A 24,617-nucleotide genomic window follows, 5' to 3' on the forward strand; every position below is an offset into this window, starting at 1 on the left:
TCGTCCAGTGATACCGGAAACAAACTGTCCTGATTGCGCGCCTCGCCTTGGATGTAATGCATAACCAAAAATGCCCATATCTCACGATATGGGCATTTTCTACATCTCCAGCTCAGACCGCCAGGTTTTCACACAGTCTGAAATCCGGGCGTTTTTTTGTTGCGTAAAAGCTTACAGGTTGTAGCCGCGCTCGTTGTGCAGAGCCAGGTCGAGACCAACGGTTTCTTCTTCTTCAGTAACCCGCAGGCCCATGACCAAGTCAATCAGCTTGAGGATTACGTAGGTCACGATAGCGGTGTAGAGCACGGTGAAGCCAACGCCCTTAGCCTGGGTAATGAACTGATCGAGGATAGTGTTTTCCTCCGAGAACATTGCGCCAAAGCCACCCAAAGCCGGCGCCGCGAACACGCCGGTCAGCAAAGCACCGACGATACCGCCGATACCGTGTACGCCGAATGCGTCCAGCGAATCGTCGTAGCCCAGCTTGCGCTTGAGGCTAGTGGCGCAGAAGAAGCAGATCACCCCAGACGACAGGCCGATCACGATGGCGCCCATCGGGCCACAGGTACCGGCAGCCGGAGTGATGGCCACCAGGCCCGCCACTACACCGGAGGCGATGCCCAGGGCGCTTGGCTTACCGTGGGTCAGCCACTCGGCGAACATCCAGCCCAGGGCTGCGGCAGCGGTAGCGATTTGAGTAACCAGCATGGCCATACCGGCAGTGCCGTTGGCGGCCACTGCGGAACCGGCGTTGAAGCCGAACCAGCCGACCCACAACATGGCCGCGCCAACCAGGGTGTAACCCAGGTTGTGGGGTGCCATCGAGGTGGTTGGAAAGCCTTTACGCTTGCCCAGGACCAAGCACGCCACCAGGCCAGCCACACCGGCATTGATGTGCACTACAGTGCCGCCGGCGAAGTCGATTACGCCCATGTCCCACAGAAAACCACCAGCACCGGACCAGACCATGTGCGCTATTGGCGCGTAGACCAGGGTGAACCACACGCCCATGAAGATCAGCATGGCGGAGAACTTCATGCGCTCGGCGAAGGCACCGACGATCAGCGCCGGAGTGATGATGGCGAAGGTCATCTGGAACATCACAAACACGCTTTCCGGTACGGTCATCGTCAGGCTAGCTGGGGTGATGCCGCTCAAGAAGGCCTTGGACAAACCGCCGACGAAGGAATTCAGGTTAGTCACCTGTGCTTCCATACCAATGGTGTCGAACGCGATGCTGTAGCCGTAAACGACCCACAGAATGCTGATCAGGCCGGTGATGGCAAAGCATTGCATCATCACCGACAGCACGTTTTTCGAGCGCACCATGCCGCCGTAAAACAGCGCCAGGCCAGGAATGGTCATCAACAACACTAGAATGCTGGAGATCAGCATCCACGAGGTGTCACCGGAGTTCAGTACAACCTCATCCGCCATGGCCAAGCCTGGGGTGACGAGGGACAACAGGGCGCCAAGCCCTGCAACCTTACGTAGCGTCATAAGTGTATCTCCTGGGGCGTAGGGTTCGGGGCTACGGTTTTAAACGGCGTCGGTGCCGGTTTCGCCGGTACGGATGCGAATGGCTTGTTCCAGGTTAACCACGAAGATCTTGCCGTCGCCGATCTTGCCGGTGTTGGCCGCCTTGGTGATGGCTTCAATCACGCGGTCGAGCTGGTCATCAGCAATCGCCACGTCGATTTTCACCTTAGGCAGAAAGTCGACCACGTATTCAGCGCCACGGTACAGCTCGGTGTGACCCTTCTGGCGACCGAAGCCTTTAACTTCAGTGACGGTGATGCCCTGCACGCCGATTTCCGACAGCGATTCGCGGACGTCGTCCAATTTGAATGGCTTGATGATGGCGGTAACTAATTTCATCTGACTTTCTCCTGATATTGATGGACTTGCCCCAGGTTCGAACCCGTCACAAGTCTAAGCGCAGTCTCTGGCTTTGTAACGCCAAAGCCCGCTTGTGCGTGCGTTGTTGTGCACCTGGTTGGCGCAGCCGGCAAAAACCTTAATGAGCCTTGCCCGGCACACACCAACGGCATCGGTGCAGGCCTCGAAAGGGACTAAGCAGAAAGCTTGCCAATTTCGCTAAAGCGGCTTTTTTGAGCCAGTGAGCGGCTAAACCGGGGGTTGCTCTGGCCCCACAAGGAAAGCCTACGCACAACAATAGTGCACAGCCGCCTCGGTGCCTGCGCGAAAAGCGTGCAGCCGTTGCCGTTTCATCGCGAGCCGCGTTGCCGCGAATGAAACGGCAAAAGACCCTTGGGATCAGCCTAAAGGCTGCGTGTTACACTGGCGCACGACTGTTATGGAGCCACAATATGCTGCCACCCAAAGCCCTGCTCGACGTTATTGGCGCACAAGCGGCGCGCCTGTTCAGCAGCGATGGCCCACTGCCGCGCAGCGAATTCGAAGCGCAATTTAAAGTGCTGCTGCAAAGCGCTTTCAGCAAACTCGACCTGGTCAGCCGCGATGAGTTCGACAGCCAGATGGTGGTCTTAGCCCGTACCCGCTCGCGCCTGGAAGCCCTGGAAACTAAAGTGGCCGAACTGCAAGCCCAGCTAGACTCAGCGCAAAGCTCGCCCGCCGACTGATCAACTGATCGACGCGGACGACCTGATCAAGGAGCGATCATGTCTCTAGCTATCGTCCACAGCCGCGCTCAAGTCGGCATCGAGGCTCCGGCGGTTACCGTCGAAGCCCATCTGGCCAACGGCCTGCCCTCCCTGGCCTTGGTGGGGCTGCCGGAAGCGGCGGTGAAAGAGAGCAAGGATCGGGTGCGCAGTGCCATCCTCAATTGCGGCTTCGACTTCCCCGCGCGGCGCATCACCCTCAATCTGGCCCCGGCCGACTTGCCCAAAGATGGCGGCCGCTTCGACCTGGCAATTGCTTTGGGCATTCTGGCCGCCAGCGAGCAGGTACCGGCCGCGGCCTTGGCCAACCTCGAATGCCTTGGCGAGTTGGCGCTGTCCGGCGCCCTGCGACCGATTCAAGGCGTGTTGCCCGCCGCCTTGGCCGCCCGCGCAGCCGGGCGCACCTTAGTGGTGCCGCGCGCCAACGCCGAAGAAGCCTGCCTGGCCTCGGGCCTGCAAGTGCTGGCCGTCGAACACCTGCTGGAGCTGGCGGCGCACCTGAATGGCCGGACACCGCTGCAGCCCTATCAGCCCGTCGGCCTGCTGCGCATCGTGCGGCCCTACCCGGACCTGGCCGAAGTGCAGGGCCAGAGCGCGGCCAAACGGGCCTTAATTATTGCCGCGGCCGGCGCCCACAATTTACTTTTCTCCGGCCCGCCCGGCACCGGCAAAACCCTACTGGCCAGCCGTCTGCCAGGCTTATTGCCGCCACTGAATGAACAGGAAGCCCTGGAAGTCGCGGCGATTCATTCGGTGGCCAGTTACGCGCCGCTGGATGCCTGGCCGCAGCGACCATTCAGACACCCCCATCACTCGGCCTCGGGTCCGGCACTGGTCGGTGGCGGCAGCCGGCCACAGCCGGGCGAGATCACCCTGGCTCACCACGGCATTTTATTTTTGGATGAATTGCCCGAGTTTGATCGCAAGGTACTGGAGGTGCTGCGTGAACCCCTGGAAAGCGGCGAGATAGTGATTGCCCGCGCCCGCGACAAGGTGCGTTTCCCCGCGCGCTTCCAACTGGTGGCGGCGATGAATCCCTGCCCCTGCGGCTACCTCGGCGACCCCAGTGGCCGTTGTCGCTGCAGCAGCGAGCAGGTGCAGCGTTATCGCGGCAAGCTCTCTGGGCCGCTGCTGGATCGCATCGACCTGCACCTGCACGTCGCCCGCGAGGCTACGGCCCTCAATGCGCCGCCCAGCAGTGATAGCAGCGCGGCAGCCGCCAGTCAGGTGGCCGCCGCCCGGCAACTGCAAAACGATCGGCAAGGCTGCGCCAATGCCTTTCTCGACCTCAAGCAATTGCGCCAGCACTGCGTCCTTGAGCGCCATGATCAAGACTGGCTGGAAACCGCCTGCGAACGCCTCGGTCTGTCGCTGCGCGCCGCCCATCGGGTGCTGAAAGTGGCGCGTACCCTGGCCGATCTGGAAGCCCTGGAACAGATCGGCCGTGCGCAGCTGGCCGAGGCCCTGCAGTATCGCCCCAGCACCCAGGCTTGAGCTTAACTAGGCCCGAGCCGCTGCACCGCCGGCAAGCGCAGCCCGGCAATATCGGCCAGCAGGTAGTCGCGCAGCCGCTCGAAGCGCTGCTGGCCACGGCGCGCTTTGGGCCACACCAGCGAGTAGTTGCAACCGCTGTACACTGCCGTCGGCCAGGGCAGGGCCAGCCGGCCTTGCTCGACGTCCTCGGCGACCAGCAGTAAATCGCCAATCGATACCCCGTAACCACGGGCGGCGGCGACTATGCCCAGCTCCAGCATGTCGAACACCTGGCCGCTTTTCAGCGGCACCTGCTCGCTCAGGCCCATGGCCTGCAACCACTGGCGCCAGTCGCGACGATCCGGGGTCGGGTGCAGCTGCTCGGAGGCCTGCAGGCGCGCCACATCCCAAGCGCCGTCGGTCACGGCCTCAGGTGCGCAAACCGGAATCAGCCATTCCTCGAACAAGGTGACGTGCTCCCACTCCGCCGGGAAAGTACCGTCATTGAGCAGCACCGCGCAGTCGAAGGGTTCGCGCTCAAAGTCGACTCTATCGACATCCATCCAAGCAGCCGTCAGCTGCACCTCGATGTCCGGGTGCTGCAGACGAAACCGCGACAGCCGCGCCAATAACCAGCGCATGGTCAGGGTCGAGGGCGCCTTCAAGCGCAGCGCGCCTTCATCACTGCGCAGGCTGGCACAGGCCGCTTGCAGGGCGCTGAAGCCTTGCTGCAAACCGGGTAGCAGCAACCGGCCGGACTCAGTCAGGCGCAAGCCACGCCCGGCACGCTCGAACAACCGACAGCCAAAATCGGTCTCCAGGGTACGCACATGCCGGCTGACCGCACTTTGGGTGATCGCCAGCTCATGGGCAGCGCGGGTATAGGACAGATGACGGGCAGCGGCCTCGAAAGCGCGCAGCGCATAGAGCGGTGCGAGACGGCTCATAGATGAGTAAAACTCATTACTGGCATGGCTTTTATCCTTTTGTGGCGTGACCTTTACCGCGCCCAGAATAGCCACTATTGCCAGCGCCAGGACAGCCCCAGGCGCGCACAACTGATGACTTGTAATTATGTCTAGCAACCTGCGTCACGAACTTTCCGCGCTCCTGCGGCTGGCCGGCCCACTGATCGCGGCGCAACTGGCCCATGTGTTGATGGTGTTTACCGACACGGTGATGATGGGCCTGCTCGGACCGGCCCAGCTGGCTGCCGGCGCCTTGGGCGCGGCCAGTTACAACCTGGTGTCGATTTTTTGCGTCGGGGTGATGGCGGCGGTCGGCAACTTGGTGGCGATCCGGCATGGCGCCGGCGACGCGCAAGGGGTGCGCAGCATGACCCAGGCAGGGATCTGGATTGCGGTGATTCTGGCCCTGATCGCCGGCCTGCTGCTGTGGCAAGCCACACCTTGGCTGCGCCTAGCCGGCCAGCAAGAGGTCAACATTGTTGGCGCCATGAGTTTTTTGCAGACGCTGATTTTTGCCTTGCCCGGCTATCTGTTATTTATGGCCTTGCGCGGTTTTACCTGCGCCCTGGGCCGGCCCGGCCCGGTACTGGCAATCAGCGTTGGCGGGGCGTTGGCTAACTTCGTCCTCAACTACGGGCTGATCAAAGGCCTGTTTGGCCTGCCGCAAATCGGCCTGGCCGGCATTGGTCTGGTCACTGCCGTGGTGATGAATGCCATGGCCGTGCTGCTGGCGCTGTATATCCGCTGGCACAGCTTCTACCAGCCCTGGCCACTGCTGCGCGGCTTGCTCGGCACGCCGCTTTCGGCCCTGCGGGAAAACCTGCGTTTGGGCCTGCCGATTGGCGGCACCTATGTGGTCGAGTCGAGCCTGTTTTTTATCGCCGCGCTGTGCATGGGCGCGCTCGGCAGCACCGAGCTGGCCGCCCACCAGATCGCCCTGCAGGCGGTGTATGTGGTGTTTATGATCCCGGTGGGGCTGTCCTATGCCGCCAGTTTGCGCATCGGCCAGCACTTTGGCGCGCAACGTTGGCAGGCCGCCCGGCAGACCGGGCGCTTGGCCATCGGCCTGGGCGCCGCCTGTATGCTCGGCTTTGCGCTGCTGTTCTGGCTGGCGCCGCATTGGGTGATTGGCCTGTTTCTCGATGCTGCCGACAGCGCCAATCGCCCGGTGATTGAGCTGGCCGTCAGCCTGCTGGCCATCGCCGCCTGGTTTGAGCTGTTCGACGGTCTGCAAACCATCGCCATGGGCGCCATTCGCGGCCTGAAAGACGCCAAGACCACCTTGCTAGTGGGCCTGATTTGCTACTGGGGGATTGGCGCGCCGGCGGCGTGGCTGTTGGCCTTTACCTTCGGCTGGGGCGCTCAGGGGGTGTGGTGGGGCTTGGCGATTGGCCTGGCCACCGCCGCATTCGGCCTGACCTTGAGTTTCGAATGGAAGACCGCGCGGCTGTTGCGGCCTGAGCCTGTAGCTCGTAGCCCAGCACTGCAGCTATAAAGACTGAAACCGCTCGGTGGTTACGCGGCGCACTGACTGCGCGGCGAGTTCGTAGGATGGGTTAGCCGCGCAGCGGCGTAACCCATCGATTGGATCTTGAAGGTCTTGCGCACAGCATGGGTATCGCTGCGCTCAACCCATCCTACGACTCGACAATCAACTCGGGGCGATTACAGCGACAACTTGGTCAGCAAAGGCTGGCGCTGGCCGAACACCAGAAAGCGCGCCAGCTCGTTGAGCGGCAGCGCCTTGCTGATTAGGTAACCCTGCACCTGGTCGCAGCCAAATTGGCGCAGCAGGGCCAGCTGCTCGGGGCTTTCGACACCCTCGGCAACCACTTGCAGATGCAGGTTATGGGCAAGGTTGATCATCGCCTGCACCAGCTGATAACTCTGCGGTTGCGCACCCATGCCGGCGACGAAGCTCTTGTCGATTTTCAGCAGGGTGATCGGCAGGCTGTGCAGGTGCACAAAAGACGAGAAGCCGGTGCCAAAGTCATCCAACGAGAAGCGCACGCCCAGCTCGCCCAGCGCCTGCATGGTTTGTTGCACCTGATCGATGCGGCGCATCACCGCGGTTTCGGTCAGTTCAAACTCCAGCCACTGCGCCTCGACGCCGCGCTCGGCAATCAGTCGGCTGAGGGTCGGCAGCAGCAGGCTGTCCTGGAACTGGCGAAACGACAGATTGATCGCCATATGCAGCGGCGGCAGGCCACGACCACGCAGCCACTGCATGTCACGCAGCGCACGGGAAATCACCCAGTAACCGAGCGGCACTATCAGCCCGGTTTCTTCCGCCAGCGGGATAAATTCATCCGGGCCGAGCAAGCCATGCTGGCTGTGCTGCCAACGCACCAAGGCTTCCAGCCCGAGCACCTCTCCCGTGTGCAGGCACAACCGCGGCTGGTAATGCAGCTCCAGCTCATCGCGGCGCAAGGCCCGGCGCAATTGGCTTTCCAGCTCGGCGCGACTCTGCTCGCTGCGACTATTGCGCGGATCAAATAGGCTAAAACTGCAGCCCACGCTGAGTTTGGCTTGTTGCATGGCGATATGCGCATGCCACATCAAGGCGTCGGCACCGACCTCGGCACTGGCAAAGGCCAAGCCGATGCTGGCGCCAATCAGCAAGCTCTCGCCATCCACCCAATAAGGCTCGGCCAGGGCTTGGGTCACGCGCTCAAGCAGCCGCTCAGCCCGCTGCGGATCCAGGCGTACGTCCAGCAGCAGAGCAAATTCGTCGCCACCCAAGCGGGCCAGATGATCGCAAGCTTCCAGTTGCTCGCGCAAACGCGCCACTACTTGCAGCAGCAGGCGATCACCGGCCTGATAACCAAGGGCGTCGTTGGCGTGACGAAAGTTATCTAAATCCAGATGCGCCAGCGCCAGCCCGCTGCCGCAGAACTCGCTGAGCTGCACGCTGAGCAAGGTCTGAAAACCCTGGCGATTGGCGATGCCGGTCAGTGGGTCGTGCTCCGCCAGGCGCTGCAGGGTGCTTTTTAATTTGGCGTTTTCCCCGGCGTAGCGCATGCAGCGGCGCAATACCGCCGCCGTTAAGGTGCTGCGCACCAGCCAGTCACAGACCCCGGCCGGGGCCAGCTCGGGCTCGGCCTCCAGCAGCAATACGGTCGGTAGCGGGCAATGCCCCAGCGCCGGCAAACACTCAGGAGTACAAAGCAACAGGCCCTGATGGGGCTGATCAAACAGGCTGCAGGCGGCCTCCCACGAGGGGGCAGTAATCAGTCGCGACGGGCTAGCGAGTTGCGCCAAAGCATCGCGCAAAGGTTGCGCCCACTCGGCGGACTCAGTCAGCAGGACTAATTGCAGATCGACATGCGCGGACAAACAACCCCCCGAGGGTCAAAAAATAGTGGTGGTATTGGCTGCCACCTGCGCCGTTATCGGCGTCATTTTGTGCGCGCGTCCCTGTGCTGCGCCGATTAGCTTGCGCGAAAGCGTGGGCCTCGGCAACCGCCGAGACCCGGCACATGCGTACTTAATCGCCGCAAGCGCCGAACACCACACATTCTGCGCAAGCCAGCCGAGCTTCCCAGCGGTCACTGCTAGCGCCTCGACCCTGCTAAAATGCCCGCCCTCCTCCGCTGGGCCTTTCGTCGATGTCGCGCCTCAATCCCAGGCAGCAAGAAGCCGTCCACTACATCAATGGCCCACTGTTGGTGCTCGCCGGTGCCGGCTCCGGCAAGACCAGCGTGATCACCCGCAAAATCGCCTACCTGGTGCAGCACTGTGGCATGCGCGCCCAGCACATTCTGGCCATGACCTTTACCAACAAGGCGGCGCGCGAGATGAAAGAGCGGGTCGGCAGCCTGCTCAAAGGCCCGGAAGCGCGCGGTCTGACGGTGTCGACCTTTCACAATCTGGGGATGAACATCATCCGCAAGGAATACGCGCGGCTGGGTTACAAGCCGGGTTTCTCGATTTTCGATGAGACCGACGTCAAGGCCCTGCTCAGCGACCTGATGCAAAAAGAGTACGCCGGTGACGACGGCGTCGATGAGATCAAGAACATCATCGGCTCCTGGAAGAACGACTTGATCATGCCCACTGAGGCCCTGGAGCAGGCGCGCAACCCCAAAGAGCAAACCGCCGCCATCGTTTACCTGCACTACCAGCGCACGCTCAAGGCTTACAACGCGGTGGATTTCGACGACCTGATTCTGCTGCCGGTGAAGCTGTTCCAGGAGCACACCGACATTCTGGAGAAATGGCAGAACAAGGTGCGCTACCTGCTGGTGGACGAATACCAGGACACCAACGCCAGCCAGTATCTGCTGGTCAAGCTGCTGGTCGGTTCGCGCAATCAGCTCACCGTGGTCGGCGATGATGACCAATCGATCTACGCCTGGCGCGGCGCGCGGCCGGAAAACCTGATGCTGCTAAAAGACGACTACCCGTCGTTGAAAGTGGTGATGCTCGAGCAGAACTACCGCTCCACCAGCCGCATCCTCAAATGCGCCAACACCCTGATCGCCAACAACCCCCACGCCTTCGAGAAAAAACTCTGGAGCGAGATGGGCCACGGCGATGCGATCCGGGTGATTCGTTGCCGCAACGAGGACGCCGAGTGCGAGCGGGTGGCGATGGAAATCCTCACCCTGCATTTGAAAACCGACCGGCCCTACAGCGATTTCGCCATCCTCTATCGCGGCAACTACCAAGCCAAACTGATGGAGATGAAGCTGCAGCACCACCAGATTCCCTATCGGCTGTCAGGCGGCACCAGCTTCTTCGCCCGCCAAGAAGTCAAAGACCTGATGGGCTACTTTCGCCTGCTGGTTAACCCCGATGACGACAACGCCTTCTTGCGGGTGATCAACGTGCCGCGCCGCGAAATCGGCTCCACCACCCTGGAAAAACTCGGCAACTATGCCACCGAGCGCAAGACCTCAATGTACAACGCCAGCGACGAAGTCGGCCTCGGCGAGCACCTCGACAGCCGCTACGGCGAACGCCTGCAACGCTTCAAGCGCTGGATGGACGGCATCCGTCAGCAGTGCGCCCAGAGCGAACCGATTGCCGTGCTGCGCAGCATGGTGATGGACATCGACTACGAAAATTGGCTACGGCAGAACGCCTCCAACGACAAGGTCGCCGATGCCCGGATGGGCAACGTCTGGTTCCTGATCGAGGCGCTGAAAAACACCCTGGATAAAGACGAAGACGGTGGCATGACCATCGAGGACGCCATCGGCAAACTGGTGCTGCGCGACATGCTTGAACGCCAGCAGGAAGAAGAAGACGGCGCCGACGGCGTGCAGATGATGACCCTGCATGCCTCCAAGGGTCTGGAATTCCCCTACGTGTTTATCCTCGGCATGGAGGAGGAAATTCTCCCGCACCGCTCCAGCATCGAGGCCGATACGGTTGAGGAAGAACGCCGCCTGGCCTATGTCGGCATCACCCGCGCGCGGCAGAACCTGGCCATGACCTTCGCCGCCAAGCGCAAGCAATACGGCGAAATCATCGAGTGCACCCACAGCCGCTTTCTCGACGAACTACCGCAGGATGAGCTGGAATGGGAAGGCCATGAAGACGCACCGGTCGAGGTCAAAGCCGCCCGCGGCAATAACGCCCTGGCAGATATTCGCGCGCTACTGAACAGGTAATGGCTGCATTACCGAACCGGCAAAAACGACAAAACACAGAATTGATCCATCATCTGCAATGAACCACTGCCAAACAGAGGGCAAGCCCATGCAAGCACTGCAACAAAAGATTCGCGACGAAGGCAGCGTGCTCTCTGAGCAAGTACTCAAGGTCGACGCCTTCCTCAATCACCAGATCGACCCGCGCCTGATGCAGCAAATCGGTCATGAATTTGCCCTGCGTTTTCGCGACCAAGGCATCACCAAGATTGTCACCATCGAAGCCTCGGGCATTGCCCCGGCGGTGATGGCCGGTTTGGAGCTGGGCGTGCCGGTGATTTTTGCGCGCAAGTACCAGTCCATCACCATGAGTGAAAACCTGCTGACCTCCACGGTGTTCTCCTTCACCAAGCAAACCGAGAGCACCATCGCCATCTCCGCCAAGCACCTGACGGCGGCCGATCACGTGCTGGTCATCGATGATTTTCTCGCCAACGGTCACGCCGCCAAGGCCTTGATCGACCTGATTGAACAATCCGGCGCCAGCATTGCCGGGATCGGCGTAGTGATTGAAAAGTCCTTCCAGCGCGGCCGCGCCGAACTGGATGCCCTGGGCTTTCGCGTCGAATCACTGGCGCGCATCAGCTCGCTGGCCAATGGGCAGGTGAGCTTTATCGACTAGCGGCAAAAGTTGGCAGCCAAAAAAAACCGCCCGAGGGCGGTTTTTTCATTCCGGCTTAACTTACAGGCCAGACATTTGCACGATGGCACCTTTCAACTCGTCATCCGAGCAAGTAGCGCAGGAGCCTTTGGGCGGCATAGCATTGATGCCGGCAATGGCGGATTTGAGCAAGCCATCAACGCCACCCTTAGCCCCGGCACGGGTCTTCCAGGCCGCGCCGTCACCCACTTTCGGAGCACCCAAAACGCCGGAGGTGTGGCAAGCGCCACAGTATTTGGTCACGACTTCGGCACCCGTCAGCGCCGGGCCTGCAGCAGCAACGGCAACAGCGCCTACGCCTTTGCACTCTTCACCGGTGATGCAGACTTGGCCAACCGGCTTGATCCGCTCGGCAATGGCCGCTTCTTGCGGCGACACAGTTGCAGCGGTAACGGTCTGCGCGCTCACTGCCCACAGGGCCAAAACAGCAACTTGTGCAGTCAGAATTTTTTTGATCAGGTTCACGCGTACACCCTCGTCGTGGCTAGTCAGGCCCGCGACCACGGTATGCGCGAGCTTGAGCAGTATAGCGATAAGCCCTGCGCGCCGAAACAACCCAAAGTGTCGCAGGGTTATTTCGGGGGCAGGTGTCCTGTCTTAGAAGTTTGCTGGGGTAGTGGCGCTGATCAGCCGCGCGGGCTGGTCGAACGGATTGCGAAAGCGATGGGGCTTGCTGCTTTCGAAGTAGTAGCTGTCGCCCGGCTCGAGGATAAACACCTCGCTGCCCACAGTCAGCTCTAGCCGGCCCTCAACCAAGACACCGGCTTCTTCGCCAATGTGATTGAGCATCTCGGCACCGGTATCGGCGGCTGGCGGATAGGTTTCATCGAGAAACGACAAGGCCCGCACCTGATGCCCTTTGCCGACCAGCTTCATGCTCACCGCACCGCTGGACAGCTCCAGCAATTCATCGGCTTTGTAGACGATCTGCACGGCATCACCGTCGTCTGATTCGCTGGCAAAAAACTCGACCATCGACATTGGAATGCCGCCGAGTACTTTCTTCAGCGAACTGATCGAGGGGCTGACGCTGTTTTTCTCAATCATCGAGATAGTGCTATTGGTAACCCCTGCCCGTTTGGCGAGTTCACGCTGGGAAAGGCCCTTGAGCTTGCGAATGGTCTGCAGTCGAACACCGACGTCCAATGTTGGAGTACCTCTATAGCGAGAGCGAAAAGTGCCGCTATCATGGCAACAGTGTTCAGTATTTACAACACATCAGATGAGGATTCCACCCAGCTGCCGATTAACGCCCGCAATAGACGCGTGGCACCCGACGTAAATTGCAAAAAAGCTGATAGGGAATGGTCTGTGCCCGCGCCGCCACTTCGCTGGCGAGCACTTGCTTGCCCCACAACTCGACCCGGCTGCCGAGCCCGGCGGCGGGTAAATCGGTCAAATCGACGCAGAGCATGTCCATCGACACCCGGCCGATCAAGCGCCCAACCACGCCATCAATACTGACCGGCGTGCCGGTGGGCGCATGCCGTGGATAACCGTCGGCATACCCCATGGCCACCACCCCGACCCGGCTCGGCCGCTCGGTGACGAAGCTGGCGGCATAACCGACCGGCTCGCCAGCGGCCAGTTCACGCACGCTGATGATTTTCGATTCCAGGGTCATTACCGGCTGCAGTTGCGCGGCCAAGGCTTGCGGCTCGCCGAACGGCGTGGCGCCGTAGAGCATGATGCCGGGGCGCACCCAATCGCTGGCAGGCTCAGCCGATACCACCTGGGGCCAACCGAGAATGGCCGGCGAGTTGCGCAGGCTGATCTCGCCAGCCAGGCCTTGCCGGGCGGCATTAAACAGCGCTAACTGCTCGGTGGTGCGTGGGCAATCGAGCTCATCGGCGCGGGCAAAATGGCTCATCAAGACAATTTTCCCGACCTGGCCACAGGCCTGCAGGCGCCGATAGGCCGCCTGATATTCGGCAGGCGAAAGGCCGACCCGGTGCATGCCGGAGTCGAGTTTCAGCCACACCGTTAATGGCCGGCGCAACTGCGCGCGTTCAATCGCCTCGACCTGCCACAGCGAATGCACCACACACCAGAGGCCGTGCTGGTCGATCAGATCAAGTTCTGCCGCTTCAAAAAAGCCTTCCAGCAACAGAATAGGCTTGGCGATGGCGCCGTAACGCAACTCCAGCGCCTCCTCGATGCAGGCCACGGCAAAGCCATCGGCCTCAGCCGCCAACGCCAGCGCACAAGGCAAGGCGCCATGCCCATAGGCATCGGCCTTAACCACCGCCAAGGCCTTGCTGCCACTGGCGCTGCGGGCGAGTTGATAGTTGTGACGCAGGGCTTGCAGATCAATTAACGCGCGGGCGGGACGCATGGGAATGGGCTTCTATCGGATTAATTAATGATGCTGCAGGCTTATTTCAACGCCGCAATCACCGACAGCTCGACCAGAATCTCTGGCTCGCACAGCGGTGCCTGAACGGTAGCGCGGGCTGGGGCGGTGCCTTGGGGCAACCACTGATCCCAGACCTCATTCATGCCGGCAAAGTCCGCTTCGATGTCCTTCAAGTAGATGGTCACCGAGAGAATCTGGGTCTTGTCGCTGCCGGCTTCACGCAGTAGGTGCTCGATGCTGGCCAGGGTTTCGCGGGTCTGCTGGGCAATCCCGGCGGTCATGTCCTCGCCAACCTGGCCGGCCAGATAGACGGTGCCGTTATGCACCACCACCTGGCTCATGCGTTGATTAGTGTGCAGGCGCTGGATGGGCATGTTTTGAGCTCTCGACTGGGGTGCTGTAACGGGAAATATCCAAACCACTGGCGCTGATTTGCGGGCGTTTATTGGCGATCAAGTCTGCCAGCAAGCGTCCCGAACCGCAGGCCATGGTCCAGCCAAGCGTGCCGTGACCGGTGTTCAAGAACAAGTTGCGCAGCTTGGTGGCACCCACAATCGGCGTGCCATCCGGGGTGGCCGGACGCAGGCCGGTCCAGAACTCCGCATGCTGCAGGTCGCCGCCTTGCGGGTAGAGATCGCCAACGATCATCTCCAAGGTTTCCCGCCGACGCGGATTTAGCGACAGGTCGAAACCGGCGATTTCCGCCATGCCGCCAACGCGGATGCGGTTATCGAAACGGGTGATAGCGACCTTGTAGGTCTCATCGAGAATGGTCGACATCGGCGCCATAGCCGGATTGGTGATCGGCACCGTCAGCGAGTAACCCTTCAGCGGATAAACCGGTGCCTTGATGCCCAGTGGCTTGAGCAGTTGCGGGCTGTAGCTGCCCAGCGCCAACACATATTGATCGGCCACTTCCAGCTTGCCATCGATATACACGCCGTTGATGCGGTCGCCGGCGAAATCCAGCCGCTCGATGTTCTGCCCGAAGCGGAACTCCACGCCTAAATCAGCGGCCATTTGCGCTAACTTGGTGGTGAACAGCTGGCAGTCGCCGGTTTGGTCATTGGGCAAGCGCAGAGCACCCGCCAGCTTATGGGTCACCGCCGCCAACGCCGGTTCGACGCGGGCGATGCCGGCACGGTCGAGCAATTCATAGGGCACGCCGGACTGCTGCAATACTGCGATGTCTTTGGCCGCGCCATCCAGCTGTGCCTGGGTGCGGAACAGCTGGGTGGTGCCCAGAGTACGGCCTTCATAGCTGATGCCGGTTTCTGCGCGCAGCTCATCCAGGCAATCGCGGCTGTACTCGGACAGGCGCAACATGCGCTCCTTGTTCACCGCATAACGGCTGGCGGTGCAGTTGCGCAGCATTTGCGCCATCCACAGGTACTGGTCGATGTCGCCGGTGGCCTTGATCGCCAACGGCGCGTGCTTTTGCAGCAACCATTTGATGGCTTTCAGCGGCACGCCGGGCGCGGCCCAGGGCGAGGCGTAACCAGGCGAGACTTGCCCGGCGTTGGCAAAGCTGGTCTCCAGCGCCGGGCCGTCCTGGCGATCGACCACCACCACTTCAAAACCGGCCCGCGCCAGATAATAAGCACTGGCGGTACCAATCACACCGCTACCAAGCACCATGACACGCATGTTCGTCTCCATTGCTGCGGCGCGGCCGCAGGCGTTTGTTATTCTGAGCGTAGATGTTGTTCAGTATAAAAAGCCTCAAGCAGTGAAACTCACTGTTTAAACAGCTATATTCGAGGAGAAATCTCGACAATAACCGGGTTTACGGAGGCAGATTCCCCATGCGCACCCAACACCAGAGCCGTCGCGAGCTGGATAAAATCGACCGGAATATTTTACGAGAGCTGCAAGCCGACGGCCGCATCAGCTTTACCGACCTCGGCGAGCGGGTCGGCCTGTCGACCACCCCTTGCACCGAACGGGTCCGGCGGCTGGAGCGCGACGGCTTTATCCTGGGCTACTACGCCCGCCTCAATCCGCAGCAACTGAAGGCCAATTTGCTGGTGTTTGTCGAGATCAGCCTGGATTACAAATCCGGCGACACTTTCGAAGAATTCCGCCGCGCGGTGCTGAAATTGCCCCACGTGCTGGAATGCCACCTGGTCAGCGGCGACTTCGACTATTTGGTCAAAGCGCGCATCAACGAAATGGCCTCCTACCGCAAACTGCTCGGCGACATCCTCTTGAAGTTGCCCCATGTGCGCGAGTCGAAGAGCTATATCGTCATGGAAGAGGTGAAGGAAAGCCTGACCCTGCCGATCGCGGAATAGGCCGGGCCAAAACCGCCCACAGCTAAGCGAGAGCGATCAATGCACGACGAATTACAGGTCATAGAACTGCAACTGGGCGATGGCAAAGCAGCGGTCAAAGGCGCCCTGATCACCACCCAGTACTGCGGCACCTTGGAGGACGGCACGGTTTTCGACTCCTCCTACACGCGCGGCAAGCCATTCCAGTGCGTGATCGGCACTGGCCGGGTAATCAAGGGCTGGGATCAAGGCCTGCTGGGCATGCGCGTCGGCGGCAAACGCAAACTGCTGGTCCCGGCGCACCTGGCCTATGGCGAACGGCAAATGGGCGAGTACATCAAGCCTCATGCAAATCTGATTTTCGAGATCGAACTGCTGGAAGTGCTGACGCGGGATGATTGATGGGAATTAAGTAAGGCGGGAAAGCTGCGCGACTAGCGCCACGCATACTGCGCTGAAATTATTGCTGAGCGATTAAAGCTTAGCCTTGCGCAGTTGCGCCAACTGCTGCCGATACGGGCCGAGCAAGTATTCAGGTAACCAGCGCTCATAAGCGCTCTGGAATACCGCGAATGACTCTCGGCTGGTGACTAACTTGGACACATCGGCAAACACGGCGTCAGTCACTGGGCCCTTGGTACAACTCAAACGCCCCTCTAGCAATTTATCGCTACCGTCAATTTGATAAAACAACAGCTTAATATTCGGCGCCTCATAAAAAACCGCCTCACTTGGATAACCAAACATATAGTCAAAACGCTTATGGCCAAGCATATTGATTAATATTTTGGTGGATTCATCCTGATAGGCCTTATGAACATTCTTTGCATCATCGGCCAACGCCGGAGCAAGCATTGCATCGATTAAAGGTCCGTAACTCCGACCACCGGCGAGGCCAATAATAAATTTTTCATCCGCCAACAATTTATCTAACCTTATCCGGCCACTCGCAGTAATAAACTCAGCGAATCTGGCTTTATCGTCCGCACGAACCACCAGCCCGAGCGGCAACAAGTAACCATAGGGCTCAGTGAAGCGCAGGAATTTAGCTCTTTCCGGCGTATAAAAAGCACTGATTAGACAGTAGGGACCACCCATCTGCGCCATATACATGGCGCGCGCCCAAGGTACAGTTTTCTCGCTAAATTCGTGTTGCGGCAAAGAGCTCTTGAGAAATTTATATATGGCATCAATATAACCCTGATGCGCATACTCACCCTGACTCATCGACATTGGTGGGAAGTCTGCGCCCACCCAAACAACTTCTTCAGCACTAACCCAGGATGAAAAACACACAAGGCATGTATATAGCCAGCGGCACATTTTCATCATCTATCCTCGGCAGATAAACAGCCCATGTTCAGTTTAGTCCGCAATTATAATTCTCAGCGCCAGAATCCAGTCTCTCAGACTAAAGGAGCGGCGCAGATGACCCCGTAGTAGCCCTACACCAACACCTGCCGGGTGGTGGCGATGTAGTGATGGATCTGCCGCTCGATCTGCGGCTCGATCATGTCTTCCGGGCGGCGACCGTTCGGGCAGGGCATGCGCGGCGTGGTGCCGAACAGGCGGCAGATCAGCGGGCGCTCGCCGTAGACTTCGCAGCCGTTGGGGCCCAGGTGCACGCAGTTGAGTTCATTTAATGCGGCTTCATGCTCGGCGTCGGTTTTCACCGGCAGCCGCGACATTTCTTCCGAGGAGGTGGTGACCGGCCCGCAGCAATCGTGACAACCAGGCACACATTCAAACGATGGAATGCGCTCACGCAGGCGCGCGATAATTTCTCGGTTGCAGCTCACTAAGGCCCAGCTCCTGTGCGGTGCGCCGACATCAAGGGCGGCGTAATAAACACGCAGTTTAACCCAGTCGACGTACGCAGCGGACGAGTCCCGACCAAGCAGTTTTGCCTGACAGGCAAAAAGCTTTTGCCTCAAGCAGTCTTGGTCGCCGGCCGATGGCCGCCTATGCTGCGCTAAGAGTCTGTCCGGCCTGGACGCCCCCTAGCGGGAAAGCTTGGGACTGAGCGCGTTGCCTCGTTTACTAGCGGCAAACAGTCATTGGCTTTCAGCAGATTGCGCGAGCTAACGCCCCAGCACCCAGCCTTTCGCCGTAGGGCTGCGCCAGGTCCGACAGACTCCCAATACTCTTCTAATAAAAGCAGGATCACCGCCATGCCCGCCTCCCTTCGCCAGCCTGTGCACAGCCCGCAGCACGCGGCCTCTTACTACGCCGCCAGCGTCAAGCAGCCACACAGCTACCCGCTGCTGCAGGGAGAGGTGCAGGCCGATGTGTGCATTGTTGGCGGTGGCTTTTCTGGCTTAAACACCGCCATTGAGCTGGCCGAACGCGGCCTCTCGGTGGTGCTGCTGGAAGCCCACAAGATCGGCTGGGGCGCCAGCGGGCGCAACGGCGGCCAGCTGATTCGCGGCGTCGGCCATGGGCTGGAGCAGTTTGAAAATCTGGTCGGCCGCGATGGCGTGCGCGAATTTAAGTTGATGGGCCTGGAGGCCGTCGAGATAGTCCGCCGCCGGGTGGCCAAGTACGCCATCGACTGCGACCTGACCTGGGGCTACTGCGACCTGGCAAACAAACCCAGCGACTACACCGGCTTTGCCGAAGACGCCGAGGAACTGCGCAGCCTCGGTTACCAGCACGAACTGCGCATGGTCGCCCCCGATCAGATGCACAGCGTGGTCGGCTCCGACCGCTATGTCGGCGGCATGATCGACATGGGCTCGGGCCACTTGCACCCGCTCAACCTGGCCCTCGGCGAAGCGGCCGCCGCCGCCAGTTTGGGCGTGCGCCTGTTTGAAGACTCGGCAGTGACGCACATCGACTACGGCCCCGAGGTTTGTGTGCACACGGCCCAGGGTCGGGTGCGGGCCAAGACCTTGGTGTTGGCCTGCAACGCCTATCTGAATGACTTGAACCCGAGCATCGGCGGCAAGGTGCTGGCGGCCGGTAGCTATGTGATCGCCACCGAACCCTTGACGCCGGAGCTGGCCGCCAGCCTGATCCCGCAAAACATGGCGCTCTGCGACCAGCGGGTGACCGTGGATTACTATCGCTTGTCGGCCGACCGCCGCTTGCTGTTCGGTGGCGCCTGCCATTACTCGGGCCGCGATCCGGCGGACATCGCCGCCTATATGCGGCCGAAGATGCTGCAGGTGTTCCCGCAACTGGCCAGCGTCAAGATCGACTACCAATGGGGCGGCATGATCGGCATCGGCGCCAATCGCCTGCCACAAATCGGCCGCCTGCAAGACCAGCCCAACGTGTTCTACGCCCAGGCCTATGCCGGCCACGGCCTGAACGCCACCCACCTGGCCGGCAAGCTGCTCGGCGAGGCCATCTGCCAACAACACAGCCGGGGCTTTGAGCTGTTTGCGCAAGTACCGCACATGACCTTCCCCGGCGGCAAACACCTGCGTTCGCCGCTGCTGGCACTGGGCATGTTGTGGTATCGGGCCAAGGATGCAATTGGTCTGCATTGACAATAGTGGGAGGGGCTTTAGCCGCGATGCTTTTAAGCTTATCGCGGGCAGCAGCCGCTCCCTGCGGCTTACTGCATTTCCCACCTCCTTATGGGTCGCTAAAGCCCCTCCTGCAAAGTCAGCCTTGCTCCATGTTTAACACCGCCGCGAACGGCGGCCGCTGCCAGACCAGCACAACAAACAGCGCCGCCCCCAGCGCCATCAGCAGTGGCAAGGCGTGGCCGGTTAGCCACTGACTGGCAGCGCCGGTCAGCAGCGGCCCGAACAAACAACCCAAACCCCACAGCTGCGCGACATGGGCGTTGGCGCGCACCAGCGCATCGTCGCGAAAGTTCTCGCCGATCATGATCAGCGCCAGGGTAAACAGCCCGCCAGCACTGGCGCCAAACACCACCAACAACGGCCACAGCGCTTGCCCCTGCAACAACGCTGGAATGGCCAGGCTGGACAGCGCCAGCACCGCGCCACAGCCGGCAAACAACCAGGCGCGCGACACCCGGTCGGCCAACCAACCAATCGGCAGTTGCAACGCCGCATCGCCGATCACCACCACGCTGGCCATCAGCAAGGCATCCTTCTGGGTAAAGCCCTGCTGCAGGGCATAGATCGGCAACAGCGTCAGCACCATGCCCTCGAAGGCGGCGAACAGCGCCACTGCCCAGGCAATCGCCGGCAAGCGCTGGCAAAAGTCCAACAAGCCGCGGCCCGAGGCGCTGCCCGCGTTAACCTGCGGCGCCCCAGTGCGGCCGAGCAACAGCAAGGAGCCGCCGATCAACAACCCCGTGCCGAGCCAAAAACCCTGATCGCCATCGGCGCCCAACAGGCTCAACAATAACGGCCCGGACAGCTGACTGAGCGCATAACCGGTGCCATACAGGGCCACCAAACGACCGCGCCAGGCATCCACCACCAGTTGATTGATCCAGCTCTCGCCGAGGATAAACACCACGGTCAGCGCCATGCCGATCAGCAAGCGCAAGCCCAGCCACACCGGATAGCTCTGTACCAACGCCAACAACGCTACCGACACGGCGGCGCTGAGCAAACAGCACTGCATCAAGCCCGTCGTGCCGAATTTGGCCGCTAGGCGCCCGGTCATGGCGGCGCCCAGCAACACGCCGACCGCCGGAGTGCCGGCCATCACACCGATGGCGAAGCTGTCATAACCCCAACTCGCCAGCCGCAACGACACCAGCGGCAGGGTCACCCCCAGCGCCAGCCCGATGCTGATAACCGCCGCACAGACGGCAAAATAAGTGCCCCAACGCATTACCCGCTCCCTGCCTAGAATGCACAACGGCCGGACTCCCAGAGGAATCCAGCCGCGTATGTTTAATCGTAGGGTGGGTTAGCCGCGTAGCGGCGTAACCCACCAATGGTGCCGACAATGGCCGACCTTGCGGTCGGGCGGCGGGTTACGCTGCGCTAACCCACCCTACGATTTACCTCCACCATTGCTGTTACGCAAAACGTCTTACAGCTTGATCCAAGTGGCTTTCAGTTCGGTGTACTTGTCGAAGGCGTGCAGCGATTTATCCCGGCCGTTACCCGACTGCTTGAAGCCACCGAAAGGTGCGGTCATGTCGCCACCGTCGTACTGGTTGACCCACATGCTGCCGACACGCAACGCCTTGGCCGCCAGGTGCGCCTTGGACAGGTTGCTGGTCCAGATCGCCGCCGCCAGACCATAGATGCTGTCGTTGGCGATCTGAATGGCTTCCTCGGTCGTGTCGAAAGTAATCACCGACAACACCGGGCCAAAGATCTCTTCGGCGGCGATGCGCATGCTGTTGTGCACGTCATCGAAGATGGTGGGTTCAACATACTGGCCACCGGTTTCTGCCAGGGTGCGCTTACCACCACAGAGCAGCGTGGCTTTCTCGGCATGCCCGGCTTCGATATAGGCCAGCACGTTGTTGAGGTGCTGGTTATCCACCAGGGCGCCGACCGAAGTCGCCGGGTCCAGAGCGTGACCAGCCTTCCAGCCTTGCATGGCTTCCAGCAGCAGCGGCATAAATTGATCTTTCACCGAACGCTCGATCAACAGGCGCGAACCAGCAGTGCACATCTCGCCCTGGTTAAAGCAGATGGCCGCAGCGGCAGCCTCGGCAGCCGCCTTCAGGCAGGGTGCGTCGGCGAACACGATATTGGCGCTCTTGCCGCCAGCTTCCAGCCAGACGCGCTTCATGTTCGACTCGCCGGCGTAAATCATCAGCTGCTTGGCGATTTTGGTCGAACCGGTGAACACCAGGGTGTCGACATCCATATGCAAGGCCAGCGCCTTGCCGACGGTGTGACCGTAGCCCGGTAGGATGTTCAACACACCGGCCGGAATACCGGCTTCCAATGCCAGCTGAGCCAGGCGAATGGCGGTCAGCGGCGATTTTTCCGAGGGTTTAACGATTACCGAATTGCCGGTAGCCAGGGCTGGGCCGAGCTTCCAGCAGGTCATGATCAGCGGGAAGTTCCACGGCACAATGGCCGCCACCACACCAATCGGCTCACGGGTGATCAGGCCCAGTTCGTCGTGCGGAGTGGCGGCCACTTCGTCGTAAATCTTGTCGACCGCCTCGCCGCTCCAGCGGATCGCCCGCGAGGCGCCCGGCACATCGACACTCAGGGCGTCGCCAATCGGCTTGCCCATGTCGAGGGTTTCCAGCAACGCCAACTCTTCGGCGTTGGCGTCCATCAAATTAGCAAAGCGAATCATCGCCTGCTTGCGTTTGACCGGCGACAGCCGTGACCAGACGCCGGATTCAAAAGTCGCGCGAGCATCGGCGACGGCCAGATTGGCATCGGCCAGATCGCAGCTGGCGACCGGACCCAAGGAACGGCCGTCGACCGGACTGATGCAGTCAAAAGTCGCCTTGGAGGCGGCGTCGGTGTATTCGCCGTGGATAAAAGCGCGGCCTTCAATTACCAAGGCTTGAGCGCGTTGCTCCCAGTCGGCGCGGGTCAAAGTGGTCATGCGAACGTCCTCTTAATCGGTGCTCTTATTAGTAGAAGAGTGCGTCGTGCTCGACACGCGCACTGTCAAAAATTCTGCAAGGCCAGCCAACGGGCGGACATACTCGCAACCCTAAACCAGAGCACGGCGATATTCCATTATTTTTTACATAAAGCCCAGAAAAAGCCTTGTCATGTTCGTTTTATTAAACATAGACTGCGCAGCAACCGGCTCACAGCAGCCTATTTCGCTTGCCTTGGTGGGTAAAATGACCAGTAGCAATACGCCTAAAACGCTCAATAAAAACAACAGTCTCGATCAATTCTGGATGCCCTTCACCGCCAATCGCCAGTTCAAGGCCAAACCGCGACTGCTGGAAAGCGCTCAAGGCATGTATTACACCAGCAGCGATGGTCGCCAGGTACTGGACGGCACCGCCGGCCTCTGGTGCTGCAACGCCGGCCACGGCCGCCGGGAAATCACCGAGGCGGTGAGCAAGCAAATCGCCAAGCTGGACTTCGCCCCGACCTTTCAAATGGGCCACCCGTTACCGTTTGAACTGGCCGAGCGCCTGGCCGAGATCGCCCCCAAGGGCCTGAATAAAGTCTTCTTCACCAACTCCGGCTCGGAGTCGGTCGACACCGCGCTGAAAATCGCCCTGGCCTACCAACGCGCCATCGGTCAAGGCACCCGCACCCGGCTGATTGGTCGCGAGCTGGGTTATCACGGAGTCGGTTTTGGCGGTATCTCGGTCGGCGGCATGGTCAACAACCGCCGCGCCTTCCCGCTGCAATTACCGGGCGTCGACCATCTGGGCCACACACTCGACGTACAACGCAACGCCTTCAGCAAAGGCCTGCCCGCATTCGGCGCCGAAAAAGCCGAGGAACTGGAACGCTTGGTGACCCTGCATGGCGCCGAGAACATCGCCGCCGTCATCGTCGAACCGATGTCCGGCTCGGCCGGTGTGATCTTGCCACCCGTTGGCTATCTGCAGCGCCTGCGCGAGATCACGCAAAAGCACGGCATTCTGTTGATTTTTGATGAGGTGATCACCGGCTTCGGCCGCGTTGGCGAGGCCTTTGCCGCGCAACGCTGGGGCGTCACGCCGGACATCATGACCACCGCCAAGGGCCTGACTAACGGCGCCATTCCGATGGGCGCGGTGTTCGTTCATGAAGACCTCTATCAGGCCTTTATGAGCGGCCCGGACGGCGCCATCGAGTTCTTCCACGGCTACACCTATTCCGGCCATCCGGTGGCCTGCGCCGCCGCCTTGGCTACGCTGGAGATCTACCAGCGCGAGGAGCTGTTCCAGCGCGCGATCAATCTGGAAAGTTACTGGGCCGATGCCTTGCACAGCCTGCAAGGCCTGCCGAACGTGCAAGATATCCGCAGCATCGGCCTGGTCGCTGCCGTGCAACTCACCGCCAACCACGACGGCCCAGGCAAGCGCGGCTTCAAGGTGTTCGAGCAGTGCTTCGCCGACGACTTGATGGTGCGCTGCACCGGCGACACCATCGCCATGTCGCCACCCCTGATTATTGAGAAGGCGCAAATCGACACTCTCGTCGACAAACTCGCCAACGCCATCCGCTTAGCGGTTTAAACCACTGGAGATCCCCATGAACATCGCAACCATCATCGACTTCGCCCAGTCCAGCGCCGCGCCTGAGCACTACCGCCCCGCGCCGGAGAAAGTCCTCAAGGGCGACCCGGCGCAGAGCGTCACCAACCACTACGGCAGCCCCTGCGGGCAGTTCAACGTCGGCATCTGGGAAGGCGCCGCCGGCCAATGGACCATCAGCTACACCGAGCACGAATACTGCGAAATTTTACAGGGCGTGTCGGTCATCCGTGACGCCGAGGGCAACGGCAAGACCGTCCGCGCCGGCGACCGCTTCGTCATCCCAGCTGGCTTCAGCGGTACCTGGGAAGTGCTGGAAGACTGCCGCAAGGTCTATGTGATCTTCGAGCAAGCCAAGGCCTAATCAGCAACGAATCTCCATGCGTGATCTTTAGCCCGCTAACACTGCGGGCTTTTTTTGGCCTGCAGTAAAGGCCAACTCGGCGCAGTGCATGATTGCAAAAAACCAAATTTTGGGCAAAAAAAAACCCGCCGGCAAAGGCGGGATTTTTCAGCAAG

General features: G+C 60.6%; 23 protein-coding genes. 10 read left to right on the forward strand and 13 right to left on the reverse strand.

Annotated elements, in window-relative coordinates; all coding sequences use genetic code 11:
* Positions 1-171: 171 nt before the first annotated feature.
* Both Q8R10_RS10820 and glnK read right to left on the reverse strand, forming a co-directional pair.
* The gene (locus Q8R10_RS10820; protein WP_305653650.1) at positions 172-1,500 is read right to left on the reverse strand and encodes an ammonium transporter; all 1,329 of its coding nucleotides are present in this window, start codon (positions 1,498-1,500) and stop codon (positions 172-174) included.
* Between the two features lie 39 nt (positions 1,501-1,539).
* Entirely contained in the window at positions 1,540-1,878 is a 339-nt protein-coding gene (gene glnK, locus Q8R10_RS10825) for a P-II family nitrogen regulator (protein WP_021700071.1), read from the reverse strand.
* A gap of 452 nt (positions 1,879-2,330) precedes the next feature.
* Between glnK and Q8R10_RS10830 the strand changes: the two genes are divergently transcribed.
* Positions 2,331-2,603, forward strand: a complete 273-nt coding sequence (locus tag Q8R10_RS10830; RefSeq protein WP_305653652.1) for an accessory factor UbiK family protein — start codon at positions 2,331-2,333, stop codon at positions 2,601-2,603.
* Positions 2,604-2,642: 39 nt separating this feature from the next.
* Positions 2,643-4,136, forward strand: a complete 1,494-nt coding sequence (locus Q8R10_RS10835; protein WP_305653654.1) for a YifB family Mg chelatase-like AAA ATPase — start codon at positions 2,643-2,645, stop codon at positions 4,134-4,136.
* 2 nt (positions 4,137-4,138) lie between these two features.
* On the opposite strand, the gene Q8R10_RS10840 is transcribed toward Q8R10_RS10835, so the two are convergent.
* On the reverse strand, positions 4,139-5,062 hold the full coding sequence (locus tag Q8R10_RS10840; RefSeq protein WP_305653656.1) for a LysR substrate-binding domain-containing protein: 924 nt from the start codon (positions 5,060-5,062) through the stop codon (positions 4,139-4,141).
* 127 nt (positions 5,063-5,189) lie between these two features.
* Here Q8R10_RS10840 and Q8R10_RS10845 point away from each other — a divergent pair, with 127 nt between their 5' ends.
* Positions 5,190-6,578 (forward strand): NorM family multidrug efflux MATE transporter, encoded by a 1,389-nt coding sequence (locus Q8R10_RS10845; RefSeq protein WP_305653658.1) that lies wholly within the window; start codon positions 5,190-5,192, stop codon positions 6,576-6,578.
* 170 nt (positions 6,579-6,748) lie between these two features.
* On the opposite strand, the gene Q8R10_RS10850 is transcribed toward Q8R10_RS10845, so the two are convergent.
* Positions 6,749-8,419, reverse strand: coding sequence for a bifunctional diguanylate cyclase/phosphodiesterase (locus tag Q8R10_RS10850; protein WP_305653660.1), 1,671 nt, complete (start codon positions 8,417-8,419; stop codon positions 6,749-6,751).
* A gap of 272 nt (positions 8,420-8,691) precedes the next feature.
* Between Q8R10_RS10850 and rep the strand changes: the two genes are divergently transcribed.
* Both rep and Q8R10_RS10860 read left to right on the forward strand, forming a co-directional pair.
* Positions 8,692-10,701: a DNA helicase Rep gene (gene rep, locus Q8R10_RS10855; protein WP_305653662.1), complete on the forward strand. Its 2,010-nt coding sequence runs from the start codon at positions 8,692-8,694 to the stop codon at positions 10,699-10,701.
* An 88-nt stretch (positions 10,702-10,789) separates the two neighbouring features.
* Positions 10,790-11,362: a xanthine phosphoribosyltransferase gene (locus Q8R10_RS10860; RefSeq protein ID WP_305653664.1), complete on the forward strand. Its 573-nt coding sequence runs from the start codon at positions 10,790-10,792 to the stop codon at positions 11,360-11,362.
* 60 nt (positions 11,363-11,422) lie between these two features.
* Here the strand turns inward: Q8R10_RS10860 and Q8R10_RS10865 are convergent, their stop codons facing one another.
* The 5 genes from Q8R10_RS10865 to dadA all read right to left on the reverse strand — a co-directional run bounded on the left by Q8R10_RS10865 (position 11,423) and on the right by dadA (position 15,404).
* Positions 11,423-11,866: a cytochrome c5 family protein gene (locus Q8R10_RS10865; protein WP_305653666.1), complete on the reverse strand. Its 444-nt coding sequence runs from the start codon at positions 11,864-11,866 to the stop codon at positions 11,423-11,425.
* Between the two features lie 132 nt (positions 11,867-11,998).
* Complete coding sequence (locus Q8R10_RS10870) at positions 11,999-12,547, reverse strand: cupin domain-containing protein (RefSeq protein ID WP_305653668.1); 549 nt, start codon at positions 12,545-12,547, stop codon at positions 11,999-12,001.
* 100 nt (positions 12,548-12,647) lie between these two features.
* Complete coding sequence (gene alr / locus Q8R10_RS10875) at positions 12,648-13,736, reverse strand: alanine racemase (protein WP_305653669.1); 1,089 nt, start codon at positions 13,734-13,736, stop codon at positions 12,648-12,650.
* Positions 13,737-13,777: 41 nt separating this feature from the next.
* Positions 13,778-14,131 carry a RidA family protein gene (locus tag Q8R10_RS10880; RefSeq protein WP_305653671.1) on the reverse strand — a complete coding sequence of 118 codons (354 nt, stop codon included), beginning with the start codon at positions 14,129-14,131 and terminating at the stop codon, positions 13,778-13,780.
* Positions 14,106-15,404 (reverse strand): D-amino acid dehydrogenase, encoded by a 1,299-nt coding sequence (gene dadA, locus Q8R10_RS10885; RefSeq protein ID WP_305653673.1) that lies wholly within the window; start codon positions 15,402-15,404, stop codon positions 14,106-14,108. The genes Q8R10_RS10880 and dadA overlap by 26 nt, the downstream gene beginning before the upstream one ends.
* Before the next feature lie 158 nt (positions 15,405-15,562).
* Here dadA and Q8R10_RS10890 point away from each other — a divergent pair, with 158 nt between their 5' ends.
* Together Q8R10_RS10890 and Q8R10_RS10895 are read left to right on the forward strand one after the other, a co-directional pair.
* Positions 15,563-16,051, forward strand: a complete 489-nt coding sequence (locus Q8R10_RS10890) for an Lrp/AsnC ligand binding domain-containing protein (protein WP_305653675.1) — start codon at positions 15,563-15,565, stop codon at positions 16,049-16,051.
* A gap of 39 nt (positions 16,052-16,090) precedes the next feature.
* Positions 16,091-16,432 carry an FKBP-type peptidyl-prolyl cis-trans isomerase gene (locus tag Q8R10_RS10895; protein ID WP_305653677.1) on the forward strand — a complete coding sequence of 114 codons (342 nt, stop codon included), beginning with the start codon at positions 16,091-16,093 and terminating at the stop codon, positions 16,430-16,432.
* A 72-nt stretch (positions 16,433-16,504) separates the two neighbouring features.
* On the opposite strand, the gene Q8R10_RS10900 is transcribed toward Q8R10_RS10895, so the two are convergent.
* Together Q8R10_RS10900 and Q8R10_RS10905 are read right to left on the reverse strand one after the other, a co-directional pair.
* On the reverse strand, positions 16,505-17,359 hold the full coding sequence (locus Q8R10_RS10900; protein WP_305653678.1) for a TIGR02285 family protein: 855 nt from the start codon (positions 17,357-17,359) through the stop codon (positions 16,505-16,507).
* 116 nt (positions 17,360-17,475) lie between these two features.
* Complete coding sequence (locus Q8R10_RS10905) at positions 17,476-17,829, reverse strand: YkgJ family cysteine cluster protein (protein WP_305653680.1); 354 nt, start codon at positions 17,827-17,829, stop codon at positions 17,476-17,478.
* A 372-nt stretch (positions 17,830-18,201) separates the two neighbouring features.
* Between Q8R10_RS10905 and Q8R10_RS10910 the strand changes: the two genes are divergently transcribed.
* Positions 18,202-19,524: an FAD-binding oxidoreductase gene (locus Q8R10_RS10910; protein WP_305653682.1), complete on the forward strand. Its 1,323-nt coding sequence runs from the start codon at positions 18,202-18,204 to the stop codon at positions 19,522-19,524.
* Positions 19,525-19,642: 118 nt separating this feature from the next.
* Here the strand turns inward: Q8R10_RS10910 and Q8R10_RS10915 are convergent, their stop codons facing one another.
* Together Q8R10_RS10915 and Q8R10_RS10920 are read right to left on the reverse strand one after the other, a co-directional pair.
* Positions 19,643-20,794: an MFS transporter gene (locus Q8R10_RS10915; RefSeq protein WP_305653684.1), complete on the reverse strand. Its 1,152-nt coding sequence runs from the start codon at positions 20,792-20,794 to the stop codon at positions 19,643-19,645.
* Between the two features lie 204 nt (positions 20,795-20,998).
* Positions 20,999-22,492 (reverse strand): aldehyde dehydrogenase, encoded by a 1,494-nt coding sequence (locus tag Q8R10_RS10920; protein WP_305653686.1) that lies wholly within the window; start codon positions 22,490-22,492, stop codon positions 20,999-21,001.
* Positions 22,493-22,739: 247 nt separating this feature from the next.
* On the opposite strand from Q8R10_RS10920, the gene Q8R10_RS10925 reads away from it, so the two are divergent.
* Positions 22,740-24,080, forward strand: a complete 1,341-nt coding sequence (locus Q8R10_RS10925; protein WP_305653688.1) for an aspartate aminotransferase family protein — start codon at positions 22,740-22,742, stop codon at positions 24,078-24,080.
* A gap of 16 nt (positions 24,081-24,096) precedes the next feature.
* Complete coding sequence (locus Q8R10_RS10930) at positions 24,097-24,462, forward strand: cupin domain-containing protein (protein WP_305653690.1); 366 nt, start codon at positions 24,097-24,099, stop codon at positions 24,460-24,462.
* Positions 24,463-24,617 lie beyond the last annotated feature (155 nt).

This window comes from Pseudomonas sp., assembly GCF_030698175.1.
Lineage (GTDB): Bacteria > Pseudomonadota > Gammaproteobacteria > Pseudomonadales > Pseudomonadaceae > Aquipseudomonas.

Excerpts from the sequence above, each read along its gene's own strand:
- Q8R10_RS10820 (WP_305653650.1), bottom strand. The coding sequence starts at position 1,500 with ATGACGCTACGTAAGGTTGCAGGGCTTGGCGCCCTGTTGTCCCTCGTC.
- glnK (WP_021700071.1), bottom strand. The coding sequence starts at position 1,878 with ATGAAATTAGTTACCGCCATCATCAAGCCATTCAAATTGGACGACGTC.
- Q8R10_RS10830 (WP_305653652.1), top strand. The coding sequence starts at position 2,331 with ATGCTGCCACCCAAAGCCCTGCTCGACGTTATTGGCGCACAAGCGGCG.
- Q8R10_RS10835 (WP_305653654.1), top strand. The coding sequence starts at position 2,643 with ATGTCTCTAGCTATCGTCCACAGCCGCGCTCAAGTCGGCATCGAGGCT.
- Q8R10_RS10840 (WP_305653656.1), bottom strand. The coding sequence starts at position 5,062 with ATGAGCCGTCTCGCACCGCTCTATGCGCTGCGCGCTTTCGAGGCCGCT.
- Q8R10_RS10845 (WP_305653658.1), top strand. The coding sequence starts at position 5,190 with ATGTCTAGCAACCTGCGTCACGAACTTTCCGCGCTCCTGCGGCTGGCC.
- rep (WP_305653662.1), top strand. The coding sequence starts at position 8,692 with ATGTCGCGCCTCAATCCCAGGCAGCAAGAAGCCGTCCACTACATCAAT.
- Q8R10_RS10860 (WP_305653664.1), top strand. The coding sequence starts at position 10,790 with ATGCAAGCACTGCAACAAAAGATTCGCGACGAAGGCAGCGTGCTCTCT.
- alr (WP_305653669.1), bottom strand. The coding sequence starts at position 13,736 with ATGCGTCCCGCCCGCGCGTTAATTGATCTGCAAGCCCTGCGTCACAAC.
- Q8R10_RS10880 (WP_305653671.1), bottom strand. The coding sequence starts at position 14,131 with ATGCCCATCCAGCGCCTGCACACTAATCAACGCATGAGCCAGGTGGTG.
- dadA (WP_305653673.1), bottom strand. The coding sequence starts at position 15,404 with ATGCGTGTCATGGTGCTTGGTAGCGGTGTGATTGGTACCGCCAGTGCT.
- Q8R10_RS10890 (WP_305653675.1), top strand. The coding sequence starts at position 15,563 with ATGCGCACCCAACACCAGAGCCGTCGCGAGCTGGATAAAATCGACCGG.
- Q8R10_RS10895 (WP_305653677.1), top strand. The coding sequence starts at position 16,091 with ATGCACGACGAATTACAGGTCATAGAACTGCAACTGGGCGATGGCAAA.
- Q8R10_RS10900 (WP_305653678.1), bottom strand. The coding sequence starts at position 17,359 with ATGAAAATGTGCCGCTGGCTATATACATGCCTTGTGTGTTTTTCATCC.
- Q8R10_RS10910 (WP_305653682.1), top strand. The coding sequence starts at position 18,202 with ATGCCCGCCTCCCTTCGCCAGCCTGTGCACAGCCCGCAGCACGCGGCC.
- Q8R10_RS10915 (WP_305653684.1), bottom strand. The coding sequence starts at position 20,794 with ATGCGTTGGGGCACTTATTTTGCCGTCTGTGCGGCGGTTATCAGCATC.
- Q8R10_RS10920 (WP_305653686.1), bottom strand. The coding sequence starts at position 22,492 with ATGACCACTTTGACCCGCGCCGACTGGGAGCAACGCGCTCAAGCCTTG.
- Q8R10_RS10925 (WP_305653688.1), top strand. The coding sequence starts at position 22,740 with ATGACCAGTAGCAATACGCCTAAAACGCTCAATAAAAACAACAGTCTC.
- Q8R10_RS10930 (WP_305653690.1), top strand. The coding sequence starts at position 24,097 with ATGAACATCGCAACCATCATCGACTTCGCCCAGTCCAGCGCCGCGCCT.